This window comes from Proteus sp. FME41 (genome assembly GCF_014897315.1).
Taxonomy (GTDB): Bacteria; Pseudomonadota; Gammaproteobacteria; order Enterobacterales; family Enterobacteriaceae; genus Proteus.
Genome location: NZ_JABUYL010000020.1, coordinates 45980 through 61474 on the forward strand (window position 1 = coordinate 45980; position 15495 = coordinate 61474).

Consider the following 15495-nt stretch of genomic DNA (forward strand, 5'->3'; position numbering starts at 1 on the left):
AGTTAACGATTATTCGTATTTCTGAAGCATTTCACGTTTGTGTTTGGTTTCAGTAACCATTACGATAAGTAATAACACAACAGACAATGCACTACCGCCGATCATGACCATAAAGCCGCCATCCCAGCCGAAGTAGTCAACGGTGTAACCTACGATAGCACTTGCTGCAACAGAGCCACCTAAGTAACCGAAGAGGCCAGTAAAGCCTGCCGCTGTACCTGCGGCTTTCTTCGGTGCAAGCTCAAGGGCATGCAGACCAATCAACATCACAGGACCGTAGATTAAGAAACCGATAATCAACATACATGCCATATCAATATTCGGGTTACCCGCTGGGTTCATCCAGAATACGATAGTAGCAATGGTGACTAAGGTCATGAAGAACACACCTGTCGCACCACGGTTACCTTTGAACACTTTATCTGACATCCAACCACACAGCAGTGTGCCCGGAATACCCGCGTATTCGTATAAGAAGTAGGCCCATGATGATTTATCCATGGCGAAGTGTTTTACTTCACGCAGATAAGTTGGTGACCAATCCAGTACGCCGTAGCGCAGTAAGTAAACGAACACGTTCGCAATCGCAATCATCCACAGAAGTTTGTTAGGGAACACATACTTCATAAAGATTTCTTTAGCAGTCAGTTCTTGCTCGTCAGTTTCTTTATAATCAGGTGGGTAGTCGTTTTTATATTCTTCAATAGAAGGTAAGCCACAAGATTGCGGTGTATCACGCATTAACGCGAAAGCAATCATGGCAACTAAGATAGCCGCGATAGCAGGCATATATAATGCCGCTTTCCAGTCGTTAAACCATGCCATACCCAATAAGAACAGTAATGGAGGTAAACCACCACCGACGTTATGCGCACAGTTCCAAATAGAAACGATACCGCCACGTTCTTTTTGTGACCACCAGTGAACCATGGTACGTCCACAAGGAGGCCAGCCCATACCTTGGAACCAACCACAAAGGAACAACAGAACGAACATAACCATAATGCTCGAAGTTGCCCATGGTACAAAGCCCATAAATAGCATCACTAAGGACGCCAAAATAAGACCTGCGGGTAAGAAATAACGAGGGTTAGCGCGGTCAGAGAATGAGCCCATGATAAACTTAGAGAAACCATAAGCAATCGAGATCCCTGATAAAGCAAAACCTAGGTCACCTTTAGAAAACCCTTCTTCTACAAGATAAGGCATTGCTAGTGCAAAGTTTTTTCTTACTAAATAATAAGCAGCGTAGCCGAAGAAAATCCCCATAAAGATCTGCCAGCGTAGGCGGCGATAGAGTGGATCTACCTGTTCTTCTGGTACGCGCGCTTTATGTGGCGCAGGTCTAAACAGACTTAACATATTAGCCTCCGATGGCTTTATTTTAATATGTTGATATTAAATAATGACAAAACGAACAGTGAAGTTATCAAAAAATTTTCTTTAACGAACTTAATAGTAAACTTATACAATCAAATTTACTGTGAGGTATTACTCAGTTGTCGAATAAATTTTCAATATGTGCAATTTTGAGTGATATGTTAACTTTATGAAATACTTTCTGTTAAATAATTTGTGATTAGTATCACATAAGTGGTTTTAATTTTTCACTCGTGAGCGTTTCTCTTTCGTTTTTGCTCATTATCAAACATTAACCACACTTTTTGTGTATCTTATACACTATAATTAGCGCTAAAGAATAATTAAGCGTTTGCTGAATGTAATGTGAGAGGGCATCTCTATGATGAGCGGTTCACCAGTGACAGAAACAGATGTCATTATTATTGGCGGGGGAGCAACCGGTGCAGGCATGGCAAGAGACTGTGCACGCCGTGGATTACGTTGCGTCCTGTTAGAAAGACACGATATTGCAACCGGTGCAACCGGTCGAAATCATGGTTTGTTACACAGTGGAGCACGTTATGCGGTGACCGATCCCGAATCAGCGCGTGAATGTATTGAAGAAAACATGATTTTAAAACGGGTCGCTCGTCATTGTGTTGAAAAGACGGATGGCCTTTTTATTACCCTACCCGAAGATTCTTTAGAGTTTCAACAGACCTTTATTCAATCTTGCCAAGCGGCAGGTATTGATGCTCAAGCGATTTCACCCGAAGAAGCTATTCGCTTAGAGCCCTCTGTTAACCCGAATTTAATCGGCGCGGTGAAAGTTCCTGACGGTACGGTTGATCCTTTCCGCCTGACAGCAGCCAATATGCTAGATGCTCGTGAACACGGCGCACAAGTCCTGACTTATCATGAAGTCGTGGGACTTATTCGTGAAGGTGACCGAGTTAAAGGTGTGAACGTTTACGATCACCAAGCGAAAAAAATGTATGAAATTCGTGCTCAAATCGTTGCGAATGCTGGCGGTATTTGGGGACAAAAAATTGCTGAATATGGTGAATTAAAAGTGCGAATGTTCCCAGCAAAAGGGGCATTGCTAATTTTAGGTCATCGTATTAACAATATGGTGATCAACCGTTGTCGTAAACCTGCGGATGCCGATATTTTAGTCCCTGGCGATACCATTTCATTAATTGGCACAACCTCAACGCGTGTTCCTTACGATGAAATCGACAATATGTATGTCACCCCTGAAGAAGTCGATATTCTTATTCGTGAAGGTTCTATGTTAGCACCAAAACTAGCGCAAACGCGTATTTTGCGCGCTTATGCGGGTGTGCGTCCTTTAGTTGCGAGTGATGATGATCCTTCTGGTCGTAATGTTAGTCGTGGTATTGTTTTACTCGATCATGCTCAACGTGATGGTTTAGAAGGTTTTATTACCATTACGGGCGGTAAATTAATGACTTACCGACTGATGGCTGAGTGGGCGACAGATAAAATCTGTGAAAAATTAAACGTCTCTGCAAAATGTACAACTGCAGAAGAAGCATTACCAGGCTCTCGTCAATCTGCGGAACAAGCATTACGGAGTGTTGTATCACTTCCTGCCCCGATCCGTGGCTCTGCGGTTTATCGTCATGGTGATTTAGCAAATAAATTACTGAGCAATGAACGTATTGATAAAAGCTTAGTGTGCGAATGTGAAGCGGTAACGGCTGCTGAAGTGCGTTACGCGGTTAACTCTTTGACAGTCAATAATTTACTTGATTTACGTCGCCGTACCCGTGTTGGGATGGGAACTTGCCAAGGTGAACTTTGTGCGTGTCGTGCCGCTGGGTTATTAAATCGCTTACAAGTGACTACACCTCATGAATCAGAGCAGCAACTAGCCCATTTCCTTAATGAGCGCTGGAAAGGCATTCGACCTATTGCGTGGGGTAATGCATTACGTGAGAGTGAATTTACTAGTTGGGTTTATCAAGGTTTATGCGGTTTAGATGCGGATATGATTGAAAAAACAGCGTTAGCGGAGGCAGATAATGAAATTTGACGTCATCATTATAGGGAGCGGACTTGCAGGATTAACGGCAGGTATACGTCTTGCTGAAGCGGGTAAGTCTTGCGCCATTATCAGTAATGGTCAAAGCGCACTGCATTTTTCATCTGGTTCACTGGATTTATTAACGCATCTTCCTGATGGTTCACCCGTGACTCAGCCTAAAAAAGCGCTGGCAGCACTGGCTGAATTAGCGCCTAAACACCCTTATAGCCGTATCGGAGAAGCCAAGGTTTCTACCTTTATTGAACAAGCTCAAGCATTACTAGCAAGTACGAGTGGTCTTGAATATCAAGGTAATGGTGATGAAAACCATTATCGCATTACACCCGTAGGGCGTTCTCGTATGAGTTGGATGAGTCCAAAACGAGTGCCTATTCATGGCGTTGAACACGCATTACCGTGGAAAAAATTAGCGGTAGTAGGTATTGAAGGTTTCTTAGATTTTCAACCACAATTTGCAAGCAATACGCTGAATGAGCAAGGTGTTGATGCTATTCCTTATCATATTCACTTACCGCTGTTAGATAGACTGCGTGATAACCCGAGTGAATTTAGAGCCGTCAATATCGCGCGCTATTTAGATAAACCTGAAAATACACAAGCGTTAGCCAATGAGCTGAAAAAGCATATTGATGATAGTGTTGAGGCGATTATTTTGCCTGCGTGTATTGGACTTGATGCTGAAGATCCCGTGACGTTACTCCAACAGTTAGTGGGAAAACCGATTTGTTTATTACCCACATTGCCACCATCACTGCTAGGCATGCGTTTACATCAAGCGTTAAAACTGCGTTTTCAACAGGCAGGTGGTTTAATTATGCCAGGTGACCGTGCCGAACATGTTGATTTAGTAGGTAATAAAGTTACGGGTATCCATACTAGAAATCATACTGATATTCCTATTCGTAGTGATCATGTTGTGCTGGCAACAGGAAGTTTCTTTAACAATGGTTTAATCGCAGACTTTGAGCGTGTCTATGAGCCTTTAATGGAACTCGATTTGTTAGAAACATTGCCACGTAATGAGTGGACGCAGGTAAATGTCTTCGCTAAACAGCCTTATATGCGATTTGGTGTAGATACAGACAGCCAACTAAGACCAATGAAATACGGTGAAATATTTGAAAATGTTTATGCTGTAGGGGCTGTGTTAGGGGGATTTGATCCCCTTAATGAAGGTTGTGGTGCAGGTGTTTCAATGATTAGTGCACTTTATGCCGCGCAACAAATTTTACAGCATGATAAATCCGCACAGAGCACATCTGCGGTTGTGGAGGCAGCACAATGAGTCTACATGATAACAGTTTTGAAGCTTGCATTAAGTGTACGGTCTGTACAACTTACTGCCCTGTTGCAAAAGTGAATCCACTTTATCCTGGCCCTAAACAAGCTGGCCCTGATGGCGAGCGTTTACGTTTAAAAGATCCAATGCTTTATGATGAAGCATTGAAATATTGTACCAACTGTAAGCGTTGTGAAGTGGCATGTCCGTCAGATGTGAAAATTGGTGACATCATTTCCCGCGCCAAACTGAACTACAATACAAAAAACCCAAAAATTCGTGATGCAATTTTAAGTCACACTGATTTAATGGGGACACTATCAACGCCAATGGCTCCGATTGTCAATACCATTACGGGATTAAAACCAGTCCGTAAAATTCTGGATAAAGCACTAAAAATCGACCATCGTCGCGAACTACCCAAATATTCCTTTGGTACATTTAGAACATGGATGAAGAAACAAGCGCAAGAGCAAGCGCGCTATAAAGAACAAGTTGCCTTCTTCCATGGTTGTTATGCTAACTATAACCACCCGCAGTTAGGGAAAGATTTAGTCAAAGTGTTTAATAAAATGGATATTGGTGTCCAATTATTAAAACGTGAAAAATGCTGTGGTGTTGCATTAATTGCAAATGGTTTTGTTAAACAAGCGAAGAAACAAGCTGCCGTAAACCTAGAGTCTTTGACAGAAAAAATTGTCGAGAACAATATTCCTGTCGTGGCAACATCATCAACCTGTACTTTCACTATTCGTGATGAATATGAACATATTCTTGATATTGATACTTCAAAAGTACGTGAGAATATCGAGTTAGCCACACGCTATATTTACCGTTTATTAGAAGAAGGCCGTGAATTACCGCTGAAACACACACCGTTAAAAGTGGCATATCACACGCCTTGTCATATGGAAAAAATGGGTTGGACGGCATATTCCATTGATTTAATTAAACGTATCCCTGGCGTTGAGGTCATTGTTCTTGATTCTCAATGTTGTGGTATTGCCGGAACGTATGGTTTTAAATCTGAAAACTACGATGTTGCTCAAGGCATTGGTGCGGGCTTATTCCGCCAAATTGAAGAGAGTGGCTGTGATTTGGTGATAACAGACTGCGAAACCTGTAAATGGCAAATTGAGATGTCAACAACGAAAAAATGTGAACACCCCATTAGTTTATTGGCAAGAGCATTATAAGTATTGCCTACTAGATAATAAAAAAGTAATTGATTACTAAGATAACAAGCAGCTCGGGAATAAAAGAGGATCTTTTATTCCCTTTTTTATTTCTAATAAAGTATAAAGATGAATATATCGAAATAATAAAAGGTAAACAGCCTGTGCTAATAATAGGCTGTTTAATAAACATTATTTTTTAATGAGAAATATACGTATTTTGATAAAGCCAAATATTTTGTACTTTTTTGAGGGTAATATTCTGCCCATTAGTCAGTGATAACGCTTGTCTGCCAGCTTCATTAATAATGGGAATATCTAATGCATTGGCTAATACAGTTGTATTTGACAACGGATTACCATGACTTAATAAAATTCCTTTAATCTTATGAGTATCAAGTGCGATTAATGTTGATGGATGAAGCTGCTTTGTGACGAGAATAGCATTTGGATAAGGAGGATGTGTTATTGGTGGAGGTGCTGACGTTAAGTAGCGTAGTAATCGAGATAAAATATCATCTAAATCACTTTCACGAGCACGCATATTATCATCGTCCATTTGTGCGTAAGTATCGATTAAATCAATAAATGTCTGCTGTAAGGCAAATTCAGCATTACAGTGGTGTTTGCTTATCATGCTACATACAGTCAGTTGTAATTCGGTATTGTCTAATAAAAAACGGTGGCTAGAAAAAATATGAGAATACTGTTCACCGATTTTACGGTATGCCTCTTCAGTCAACCAATCAATATCCTTTTTGGATCGTTCGATCGCCTTAATTAGTCGTTTTTGTTCTTCGAGTAACAAATGAGAGGATATTTTTTTTCTTGGAATAACAAATCGATGATAAGGATAGTGCCAAACGGGGGCCGTGATAACCCTAACAGGCTCATAATTTGTATTTTTAGGATGAATATTAAAATTAGGGAGATTTTCACCTAATTGGAGTTTTTTGATAGTAATGGTTTTATGGGCGGCTTTTTCTGCTTCATCAAGAGAAGACCCTAAAGCAATACTACTTGCGGCGGCTAATGTTCCTTCAACAATAGGAGCTGAACTTAATGCCACATTAGTGGCAATGTTATGTTCAAGATTAGCAATTGCGAGCGCCGCATTTTGTGCTGAATGATAAGTATCGAGTAAAACAAGGACGCCTTGCTTGCTATAACATTTTTTAATCGCGGTGAGTATGATTTCTGGTGAAACTTCATTAGCAAGATCAGAAGGCGTTTGATAATTTGTCGCAATGGCAATTTTCACTTGGCGATCTACAGTCTGGTTAACGAGCTCTTTAATACCATTGGCGAGCGTAAGACTCTTTGACACTAATACGATACTGACCATAAAGCACCCTTTTTTGTAAATGTAGATAGGGAAATAAGAACTCCCTATCTACTCAGGCTTTAATAAAGCCATTCCCGTCCTAATTGGTCGGCCGTTAAAATGGCGGCATAAACCTTATCTGAATCAACATCAAATGGCATGTTGTAAATAGTCTCTCCTTCAGCGCAACTTAACTCAGCAACAGCCATAATTTTTTCATTTAACTCATCACCCGTTGCGTTGATCCCTAACTCTTCTAAGGTGACCGGTAATCCCACTAAAATACAGAAATCGAGAAACTCTTCGAGTTCTTCTAATGGGCTATTTTCTAAGACCAATTGCACTAATGTACCAAACGCAACTTTTTCGCCATGATACATATGATGACATTCTTCTAATGCGGTAAACCCATTGTGGATTGCATGTGCAGCGGCAAGTCCCGCACTTTCAAAACCAATACCACTTAAAAATGTGTTGGCTTCAATAATATTTTCTACAGCGGTTGTGCAAACGCCTCGGCTCACGGCGAGTTTTGCTTTATAGCCATCTTCCAATAAAGTGCTATAGCATAGCTCTGCCAGTGCAAGGGCTGCGAGTGTCGATTTTCCCCCTGCCATTGTCTGTTTTTGTGCTTGGCTACAGGCTCTTGCTTCAAAGTAGGTTGCTAAAGCATCCCCCATACCTGCCACTAATAAGCGAGCGGGTGCTGAAGCAATAACATTGGTATCCATGACAACGACGTCAGGATTGGTTGGGTAAAAGAGGTAACTATCAAATGCGCCTAATTCAGTGTAAATCACAGAAAGTGCACTGGTTGGTGCATCAGTAGAGGCAATGGTTGGGGAAATAACCACAGGAAGCTGGCATTTATAAGCAACAGCTTTGGCAGTATCCAGTGTTTTACCACCGCCAACGCCAATGATAACAAGTGATGCCTGTGCTTTTGCGAGTTCGGATAAACGATTAATTTCGTTATGTGTACATTCACCATTAAACAGTTCGAAATGCCCATTAACTTCATATTGAGACATACTGTCTTTAACGGTACTGCCGACTAATTCCATTACAAATTTATCAGCAATGATCAGTGCTCTATCACCAAATGGTTTCGCGTATTTACCAATATGATATAGCGCATCAGGCCCTTGAATATATTTAGCGGGGGATTGAATAACTTTTAACATAATAGACTCCTACTATTCGCAAAAGAGAGTAAAAAATCCTTATGGTGAGACTCGTCATCCCAACTGACATATAACAATATAGAGATGTTCCAAGAATACATTAACAGCTTAGTTGGTGAATAAAATAATTTATTATAAATAATTAAGAGTATTTATATTAGCATGCAAAAAATACCTCAATAATGATATTTAAGTCATATTTTGTGAGTTATTTAACTAATCATGCTAATTAATTACTGAACGAAATATTTACCGCAAATAATAAAATAGCAGTAAACAGGATAAAGCTTCATAAAGTTTAATTATGAAGCTTTATTATAGGTATAATGACATTGATATCATTATTATTTTGCGAGGCATGCCAAATTATGAGCGGATTTCAGCATAATCTTGTTTTTGATTTTCCTGTGCGAAAAAGTGACGCAAAATGAAATTCAACAAAACACCATAAGCAGGCAAGAAGAACAGCATACAAATGGTTAATTTAAATACATAATCAACTAACGCAATTTCCACCCAATTAGCTGCCATAAATGCATCGGTACTACGATAAAATGCAATAAAGAAGAAAGCGAGTGTATCGAGCAGATTACCAAAAAACATAGCCGCACTAGGTGCAACCCACCATTTTTGTTGTTGTCTTAAACGATTAAAGACAGACACATCCATGATTTGCCCTAATACATAAGCCATAAAACTGGCTGTCGCAATTCTTGCTACCATGACATTAAAATCACCCAATGAGGCAAAGCCTTGCCAACTCCCTTGGAAAAAGAGTGTTGAGATTAGGTAAGAAATTGCTAAAGCAGGCAGCATAACAGCAGTAATAATGCGTCGAGCAAGCGGTGCGCCATAAATACGAACCGTTAAATCTGTTGCCAGAAAGATAAATGGAAAGGTAAAGGCACCCCAAGTGGTATGAAAACCAAAAATGGAGATAGGTAATTGCACTAGATAGTTACTAGATGTAATTATCAGAATGTGAAACAAAGAAAGCCATAACAGCGCCACCGCTTTTTGGCGGGGAGTAAACATATACATAAATTGTACCTTTTTAGAGATTGGGGTGAGGGAACCCAATAAAACAGTGATTTCTCTCTTAACTGAGAGGATGCGCATATTACGCTGGTTGCGCAACAAAAGCAAAGGTTAGGGTTGAATACCGTTGTGCTTAATGTGCCGTGATGTGAACACGAAAGCGAGATATACTAATGCTATCTGTCAGTGCAAGAATAATGGTTAATAGAATGAATGCTCAATTTGATGATGCAACTAAAACATTAGATACGCTAGGGCTACGTTGCCCAGAGCCTGTGATGCTAGTACGAAAAACGATAAGGAATATGGCATTAGGTGAGACACTGTTAGTGATTGCTGACGATCCCGCTACGGTACGTGATATTCCCGGTTTTTGCCGTTTTATGGAACATGATTTATTAAATCAAGAAACGCAATCAGCACCTTATCGTTACCTTATCCGTAAAAAAGAGAGCAATTTGTAATTTATCTGTCAGTCTTGCTTATCATCGTGCTAAAAAATAACCCAAACCCCACGTTATTGAGGTTTGGGTTTTGTTATTTTATGCCTATCACTCTTGGTTTGATGACTTAATTTTTACTCTTAATAGCCTTACTGCGTTAGCTGTAACCAGTGCTGTTGCACCCGAATCAGCAAGTACAGCAACCCATAGTCCTGTCAGTCCTAATAAACTCGTGACTAAGAATACCGCCTTTAAACCCAATGCTATCGTAATGTTTTCACGAATAATTTTACGTGTTGCACGAGAGAGTTTAATAATTTCAGGTAAACCCGTTAAACGGTTATGAGTCAATGCGGCGTCAGCTGTTTCAAGTGCAACGTCAGTCCCACTTCCCATTGCAACACCAATGGTTGATGCTTTCATTGCGGGGGCATCGTTAATACCGTCACCAACCATCATCGTGTTATGTGTCTTGCTGATTTCCATTACTGCGGTTACTTTATCTTCAGGCAATAATCCTGCTCGGAAATCCATTCCTAATTTTTTTGCAATAGCCGCAGCCGCTCGTGGGTTATCACCCGTTAGCATCACGGCATTGATATTCATCTCTTTCAATAATTTCATTGATTCAATGGCATCACTGCGTAAGGTATCTTGCATGGCAACAACACCAACGAGCTGAGCCTCTTTTAGTACTACTACAACGGTTTTACCTTCATCTTCAAGGCGTGCAACCTCTTGTTGCCATTGAGAAGAGAGTGATGCGGCTTCTGATAACTGAGAAGGCGCACTGACAAGGATACGCTGATTATTGAGATAACCTTCAATTCCTTTACCCGCTAAGGCTTTACGATCTTGAGCTTCAACAACAAGCACCCCTTTTTCTTGCGCTTTATTGATGATGGCTTTTGCTAATGGGTGATGAGAACCTACTTCGACAGATGAAGCTAACGTCAGTACTTCTTTCTCATTAAAACCCGTTTCAGCAACAATATCCGTAACTTGAGGTTTCCCTTCTGTTAATGTCCCCGTCTTGTCTAAGGCAATCGTGTTAACTGTACCTAATTGCTCTAATGCGGCCCCCCCTTTAATCAGCGCTCCGCGTTTAGTTGCTGCCGCTAGTGCTGAAGTGATTGCGGCTGGTGTTGAAATAACTAATGCACAAGGACAACCAATCAGTAATAGGGTTAAACCACGGTAAATCCACGTTTCCCAAGGCTGTGAGAACAACAGTGGTGGCACAATGACAACAAGTGCTGAGAACAGCATAATCGCAGGTGTATAGTAGCGACTAAAGCGGTCAATAAAACGCTCGATAGGGGCTTTACGCTCTTCGGCTTCTTCTATCAGTTGCAAAATACGATCAATGGCATTTTGGCCTTGTTCAGACACCACTTTCATTTGCACTGATCTATCAACGGATAAACAGCCAGCAGCGACTTTTTCACCTTGTAAACGCTCTACAGGTACGGATTCACCCGTTAATGCACTTTCATCAAAGCTTGCAAATGCACTGACTAATTCAGCATCTGTCGGCAAACGTGAACCCGGTGCAATTTCGATAATATCGCCAGGACGGAGTTGCGCAACGGGTACTGTTTGTTTTTTTCCGTCTTTTACCCGAGTGGCTTCTTCTGGCACTAATGCCATTAATGCGCTCACACCTCGTCGAGCTCGACCTGCGGAGTAGGATTCAAGCATTTCACCAATCATAAACAACAAGATAACCATCGCGGCTTCTTCTGTTGCATTAATAAACAGAGCACCAATAGCCGCAACGCTCATTAATGTTTCAATAGCAAAAGGTGTTCCGCTGCGAATTAACTGCAATGATTTTTTGGCGATAGGGAAAAGGCCGACTAATGTTGTTGCGATAAAAGCAACGCGACCTACTGTTGGATCAAAATATTCAACCCCCCAGCTAATTCCCATCAAGATGGCTAAAATAATAACGAATGAGCTTTCTTGTAACAGAGTTTTTTGAGGTATTTTTTTGGATTGAGGTGATGAAAGGTCAAAGAGCTCAAATCCGGCGCTATTGACAGCCGCAATGACATCCGCACGCAAATCGCTATCGGCATCCACAACCAATTTTTCAGTTGCAAAAAGGACTTTTGCTTGTTTTACACCAGCGACTTTGAGTGTTGCGGTTTCAATTTTTTGTGCACAGCTTGGGCAGTCCATGCCTTGTACTTTCCAGCTAAAGCGTTGTTGCGCGATTTTTTCAGGTTCAATATTAGAAACAGGGGCGTTGATATCACAGCTTCCATGAGCATGGTCGTGCCCATCATGGCTATGATCATGACCTTCGTGAGAATGTTCATCTTCGCATTCAGGATCACTTTTATCTATCTTTGTATGAGAATGTGCATTTTCAGTATGTGAGTGCGTACTATTCTCAGTGTGACCTGAACAGCATTGAGAACTTGAGCTACAAGTATCGGTATGTTTATGATTATCGTGTTGATGAGCATGTTTAGTCATAACGGGCTCTCCTTGTTCAACGAAGTAAAGTCTAAATTCATTTATTTGATAAGTACTTTACAGCTTGGAGTAGAGTCCAGAGTCAAGATACCTAAGACATATTCATTGGCAAAAAGTGCGAATTAAGCTAGAGAAGTATCCCCTCGTTCTATTTTGTAAAAACAAGGGGAGTAATGGATGTTAAAGGAACAATGCTCTAACAATAAAGAAGTGCCCAATAAAATAAAAGGCGCTGACAAGCCCTTTAGAGGCAGAAAAAGAAAAGCGGAAACGGTTGATAAGCCAGATTGAGTAAGCAATTACTAACAATAATGATCCGATCATTACTGACAAGTTGTAATCATTGCTTAAGTAGAAAAATTTTTCACCAGCAACCCAAAACATAGCAAATGCTGCTAATAAAGTTAGAGAGGCTGGAATGGCTAATTTATCGAGCTTAGTCCAAACAATGGCTAGAATGATAATGACAGCAAGAATAACGAATCCAAGTAAAGGAAGATAAAACGAGAGTTGTAATGGCAGTAAAAAGCTCACCATATAAAGAATATAACTTAAGAAAACCAAGGCAAGAGAAGGTAGTAAATACTTACCATCGAATATTCTTAATAGGTCAGAAAGTAGTGTCGCTAATAAAGCCCCTACAATGAGGTAGCTATTAATGTTGTGTTCAGGAACTTGCCATGCCCAAAGTAATAAAAGAAGTAGCGTGATAGGACGGAATAACCATCGTTGCCAATTCGGCCCACGATATGCCGCATCAATATAAAGCCATCCGGAGAATAATACCGCGAGAAAAGGCCAACTCATAATATCTTCCTTATATTCAGAACTGTTTTATTATTCATAACAGAAAGCTTAATTTAAGAATAGCGGTTAATGACGAAACTGACGGACTTATTAAAATAATATAAAGCACACTGTTTTTTAATCCATATAACGATAGGAATTAATGTAATGAATAAAGTAGCGATTATCGGTATTGCAGTACTGATCATTATTATCTCATCGGCAACTTATCGTTTTTTTGAACAGCGAAAACAACGTATAAGTGATGATAACTCACAAGTGACACTCTATATGGTTGAAGTGATTGATAAAAAAGAAATTGCGGCAAATGAACGACGCTCAAGAGAAAATGACGTCAATGGCCCAGAAACAACTCATTATTATCAAGTCACTTTCCGTTTAACTACCGACGAGCGTAAAGATTTAATCTTAAATATTGATAAACCATCTTATCAAGATATTGAGATTGAAATGAAAGGACGTTTGTTTATGCAAGGCAGTCGTTTTGTAAAATTTGAAACTGATATGCCAACAGATTAGCAACGCGATAAATAAGTATTTATTATTTTTAATATTGGCAACCTCTGGGGCTGATTGATGACCCCAGATAATTGCGAAGTATAACCCTATCAGGGTTATAGTTTGGTTTTATTCTTCTTTTTTTCTTCGTATTCTTTACGTAACTCTTTTTGTATTTTCAATAATTCGAAAATACCAAAAAAGAAAATACGAAATTGTAATGCTGTTGATGGTTTTTGATCTTTAGGTTGTCCCGCTTTATACATGACAATTTGTAGTCCATGCATAATTATCATAAAAATCAATGCAATATCCATGAAATACTTTAGAGGTTTAGGAAAAGGGGAAATAATGTTTAAGAACAGAAAGCCCCAAACACCGACCATTAAAAATCGGCCAAAAAAGATTAACATAGCAGCTCCATAAAAAAATTAAGCGGATAAATTGCGAATATAAAGGCGATACGCGACTTGTCCTGCGATCTTCTCTCTATGCAATATCCAATGGGGGGGAAGAGTATAAGTCTGTGCTTTAATTTCTTCCTCAATATAAATATAGCTATCTTGCGCTAACCAACCCTTATTTTCTAATAACAGGATAGTGTCCGACAATAGGCCTTTATGAAAAGGAGGGTCTAAAAAAACGATATTATAAGGTGTACCTTGTTTTGCAAGAAAGGATAATGCACTGTCTTGAATAACATGAGCATTATCAGCATTAAGCAAGGTTAAATTTGCAGTAATTTGTTGGGCAACAGGACGTTCGTATTCGATAAACGTGGTTTCGCGAGCATAACGAGAAAGCGCTTCAATGCCTAACCCACCGCTTCCTGCAAAACAGTCGAGGCAACGAGCATCTTGGATAACGGGCATCAGCCAATTAAAGAGCGTTTCTTTCACTCTATCTGTTGTTGGTCGTAATCCTTGACTATCGAGAACAGGAAGTTTACGACCACGCCATTTACCCCCAATTATTCTAATTTGTCCCATTGGGGCTTTTTGTGGTTTTTTGGCCATATTATTTTGATTTGTATCGTTTAAACGTAGTTTCGGGAGTGTCTTTTTGAATAAGGGATTAGTGTCTATTGATATCTTGATGACTTCCCTTGATTTAATCCGGAATAATTTACCATAAAATTCGTATAAAAGATGCGTTTATCCATGATCAAATGATAGACTTCATTATTATTTTCAATATCGTCAATGTAATCGCGCCATGATTTAGTGCGAGGAGTTTAGTAGCTAATGGCAAAAGAAAAAAAAGGTTTTTTCTCGTGGCTCGGTTTTGGGCGTAACAAAGAAGAAAATATTGAGCAAGAGAAAGAGCAACAACGCTTAGAAGAAGAGCGTTTAGAACAAGAACGTTTGGCTAAAGAGGCGCAAGAAAACGCACAGCGTCAGGCAGAATTAGAAGCAGAAGAGGCGCGTTTAGAAATTGAACGCCAAGAAGCGCAACGTGTTGTACAAGATAGATTGGCACAGGAAGCCGAAAAACAACGTTTAGAACAAGAAAAAGCACAACGCCAAGCAGAAATAGATGCAGAACAAGCGCGCCTAGAAGCAGAACATGCAGAACAAGCTCGTTTAGCTCAAGAAGCACAAGCGCAACGCCTTGCACAAGAAGAAGCTCAGCGCCAAGCTGAACTTAAAGCGGAGCAAGAACGTTTAGAAGCGCAACGCCAAGAAGCGGAGCGTGCAGAACAAGCTCGTTTAGCTCAAGAAGCACAAGCGCAACGTCTTGCGCAAGAAGAAGCTCAGCGCCAAGCTGAACTTAAAGCGGAGCAAGAACGTTTAGAAGCGCAACGCCAAGAAGCGGAGCGTGCAGAACAAGCTCGTTTAGCTCAAGAAGCAC

At 40.3% G+C, this 15495-nt stretch carries 13 protein-coding genes and 1 pseudogene; 6 read left to right on the plus strand and 8 right to left on the minus strand.

The genetic code is table 11. The annotated features are described in order from the left end of the window. Positions 1-9: 9 nt before the first annotated feature. Complete coding sequence (glpT, locus tag INT04_RS15905; RefSeq protein WP_193017095.1) at positions 10-1362, minus strand: glycerol-3-phosphate transporter; 1353 nt, start codon at positions 1360-1362, stop codon at positions 10-12. Between the two features lie 379 nt (positions 1363-1741). On the opposite strand from glpT, the gene glpA reads away from it, so the two are divergent. From glpA to glpC, 3 genes are read left to right on the plus strand one after another with little or no spacing between them, the layout of a single operon-like run. Further along, the gene (gene glpA / locus INT04_RS15910) at positions 1742-3400 is read left to right on the plus strand and encodes an anaerobic glycerol-3-phosphate dehydrogenase subunit A (protein ID WP_193017096.1); all 1659 of its coding nucleotides are present in this window, start codon (positions 1742-1744) and stop codon (positions 3398-3400) included. After that, positions 3390-4697, plus strand: a complete 1308-nt coding sequence (gene glpB, locus INT04_RS15915; protein WP_193017097.1) for a glycerol-3-phosphate dehydrogenase subunit GlpB — start codon at positions 3390-3392, stop codon at positions 4695-4697. The genes glpA and glpB overlap by 11 nt, the downstream gene beginning before the upstream one ends. Next, positions 4694-5887: an anaerobic glycerol-3-phosphate dehydrogenase subunit GlpC gene (glpC, locus tag INT04_RS15920; RefSeq protein WP_193017098.1), complete on the plus strand. Its 1194-nt coding sequence runs from the start codon at positions 4694-4696 to the stop codon at positions 5885-5887. Before glpB ends, glpC begins: the two co-directional genes overlap by 4 nt. A 178-nt stretch (positions 5888-6065) precedes the next feature. On the opposite strand, the gene INT04_RS15925 is transcribed toward glpC, so the two are convergent. The 3 genes from INT04_RS15925 to INT04_RS15935 all read right to left on the minus strand — a co-directional run bounded on the left by INT04_RS15925 (position 6066) and on the right by INT04_RS15935 (position 9415). Then, a complete protein-coding gene (locus tag INT04_RS15925) occupies positions 6066-7211 on the minus strand; it encodes a phosphoenolpyruvate-utilizing N-terminal domain-containing protein (protein ID WP_193017099.1) in 1146 nt (381 codons plus the stop codon). Positions 7212-7270: 59 nt separating this feature from the next. After that, complete coding sequence (locus INT04_RS15930) at positions 7271-8374, minus strand: glycerol dehydrogenase (protein WP_193017100.1); 1104 nt, start codon at positions 8372-8374, stop codon at positions 7271-7273. Between the two features lie 366 nt (positions 8375-8740). After that, positions 8741-9415, minus strand: coding sequence for a 7-cyano-7-deazaguanine/7-aminomethyl-7-deazaguanine transporter (locus INT04_RS15935; protein ID WP_193017101.1), 675 nt, complete (start codon positions 9413-9415; stop codon positions 8741-8743). A 206-nt stretch (positions 9416-9621) separates the two neighbouring features. Here INT04_RS15935 and tusA point away from each other — a divergent pair, with 206 nt between their 5' ends. Then, positions 9622-9876 (plus strand): sulfurtransferase TusA, encoded by a 255-nt coding sequence (tusA, locus tag INT04_RS15940; protein WP_036933135.1) that lies wholly within the window; start codon positions 9622-9624, stop codon positions 9874-9876. An 87-nt stretch (positions 9877-9963) separates the two neighbouring features. Here tusA and INT04_RS15945 read toward each other — a convergent pair whose 3' ends face one another. Then, on the minus strand, positions 9964-12339 hold the full coding sequence (locus INT04_RS15945; RefSeq protein ID WP_193017102.1) for a zinc/cadmium/mercury/lead-transporting ATPase: 2376 nt from the start codon (positions 12337-12339) through the stop codon (positions 9964-9966). Between the two features lie 180 nt (positions 12340-12519). Then, positions 12520-13146, minus strand: a complete 627-nt coding sequence (locus INT04_RS15950; RefSeq protein ID WP_193017103.1) for a lysoplasmalogenase — start codon at positions 13144-13146, stop codon at positions 12520-12522. A gap of 147 nt (positions 13147-13293) precedes the next feature. On the opposite strand from INT04_RS15950, the gene INT04_RS15955 reads away from it, so the two are divergent. Then, entirely contained in the window at positions 13294-13665 is a 372-nt protein-coding gene (locus INT04_RS15955) for a DUF2500 family protein (RefSeq protein ID WP_193017104.1), read from the plus strand. A 95-nt stretch (positions 13666-13760) separates the two neighbouring features. Here the strand turns inward: INT04_RS15955 and INT04_RS15960 are convergent, their stop codons facing one another. Both INT04_RS15960 and rsmD read right to left on the minus strand, forming a co-directional pair. After that, positions 13761-14057 carry a DUF1145 family protein gene (locus tag INT04_RS15960; RefSeq protein ID WP_193017105.1) on the minus strand — a complete coding sequence of 99 codons (297 nt, stop codon included), beginning with the start codon at positions 14055-14057 and terminating at the stop codon, positions 13761-13763. Positions 14058-14075: 18 nt separating this feature from the next. Beyond that, on the minus strand, positions 14076-14660 hold the full coding sequence (gene rsmD / locus INT04_RS15965) for a 16S rRNA (guanine(966)-N(2))-methyltransferase (RefSeq protein ID WP_193017106.1): 585 nt from the start codon (positions 14658-14660) through the stop codon (positions 14076-14078). Between the two features lie 228 nt (positions 14661-14888). On the opposite strand from rsmD, the pseudogene INT04_RS15970 reads away from it, so the two are divergent. Further along, positions 14889-15495, plus strand: a pseudogene (locus INT04_RS15970) (signal recognition particle-docking protein FtsY); the annotation flags it as partial.

Excerpts from the sequence above, each read along its gene's own strand:
- rsmD (WP_193017106.1), bottom strand. The coding sequence starts at position 14,660 with ATGGCCAAAAAACCACAAAAAGCCCCAATGGGACAAATTAGAATAATT.
- tusA (WP_036933135.1), top strand. The coding sequence starts at position 9,622 with ATGAATGCTCAATTTGATGATGCAACTAAAACATTAGATACGCTAGGG.
- glpC (WP_193017098.1), top strand. The coding sequence starts at position 4,694 with ATGAGTCTACATGATAACAGTTTTGAAGCTTGCATTAAGTGTACGGTC.
- glpA (WP_193017096.1), top strand. The coding sequence starts at position 1,742 with ATGATGAGCGGTTCACCAGTGACAGAAACAGATGTCATTATTATTGGC.
- INT04_RS15955 (WP_193017104.1), top strand. The coding sequence starts at position 13,294 with ATGAATAAAGTAGCGATTATCGGTATTGCAGTACTGATCATTATTATC.
- INT04_RS15945 (WP_193017102.1), bottom strand. The coding sequence starts at position 12,339 with ATGACTAAACATGCTCATCAACACGATAATCATAAACATACCGATACT.
- glpB (WP_193017097.1), top strand. The coding sequence starts at position 3,390 with ATGAAATTTGACGTCATCATTATAGGGAGCGGACTTGCAGGATTAACG.
- INT04_RS15950 (WP_193017103.1), bottom strand. The coding sequence starts at position 13,146 with ATGAGTTGGCCTTTTCTCGCGGTATTATTCTCCGGATGGCTTTATATT.
- INT04_RS15930 (WP_193017100.1), bottom strand. The coding sequence starts at position 8,374 with ATGTTAAAAGTTATTCAATCCCCCGCTAAATATATTCAAGGGCCTGAT.
- INT04_RS15925 (WP_193017099.1), bottom strand. The coding sequence starts at position 7,211 with ATGGTCAGTATCGTATTAGTGTCAAAGAGTCTTACGCTCGCCAATGGT.
- glpT (WP_193017095.1), bottom strand. The coding sequence starts at position 1,362 with ATGTTAAGTCTGTTTAGACCTGCGCCACATAAAGCGCGCGTACCAGAA.
- INT04_RS15960 (WP_193017105.1), bottom strand. The coding sequence starts at position 14,057 with ATGTTAATCTTTTTTGGCCGATTTTTAATGGTCGGTGTTTGGGGCTTT.
- INT04_RS15935 (WP_193017101.1), bottom strand. The coding sequence starts at position 9,415 with ATGTATATGTTTACTCCCCGCCAAAAAGCGGTGGCGCTGTTATGGCTT.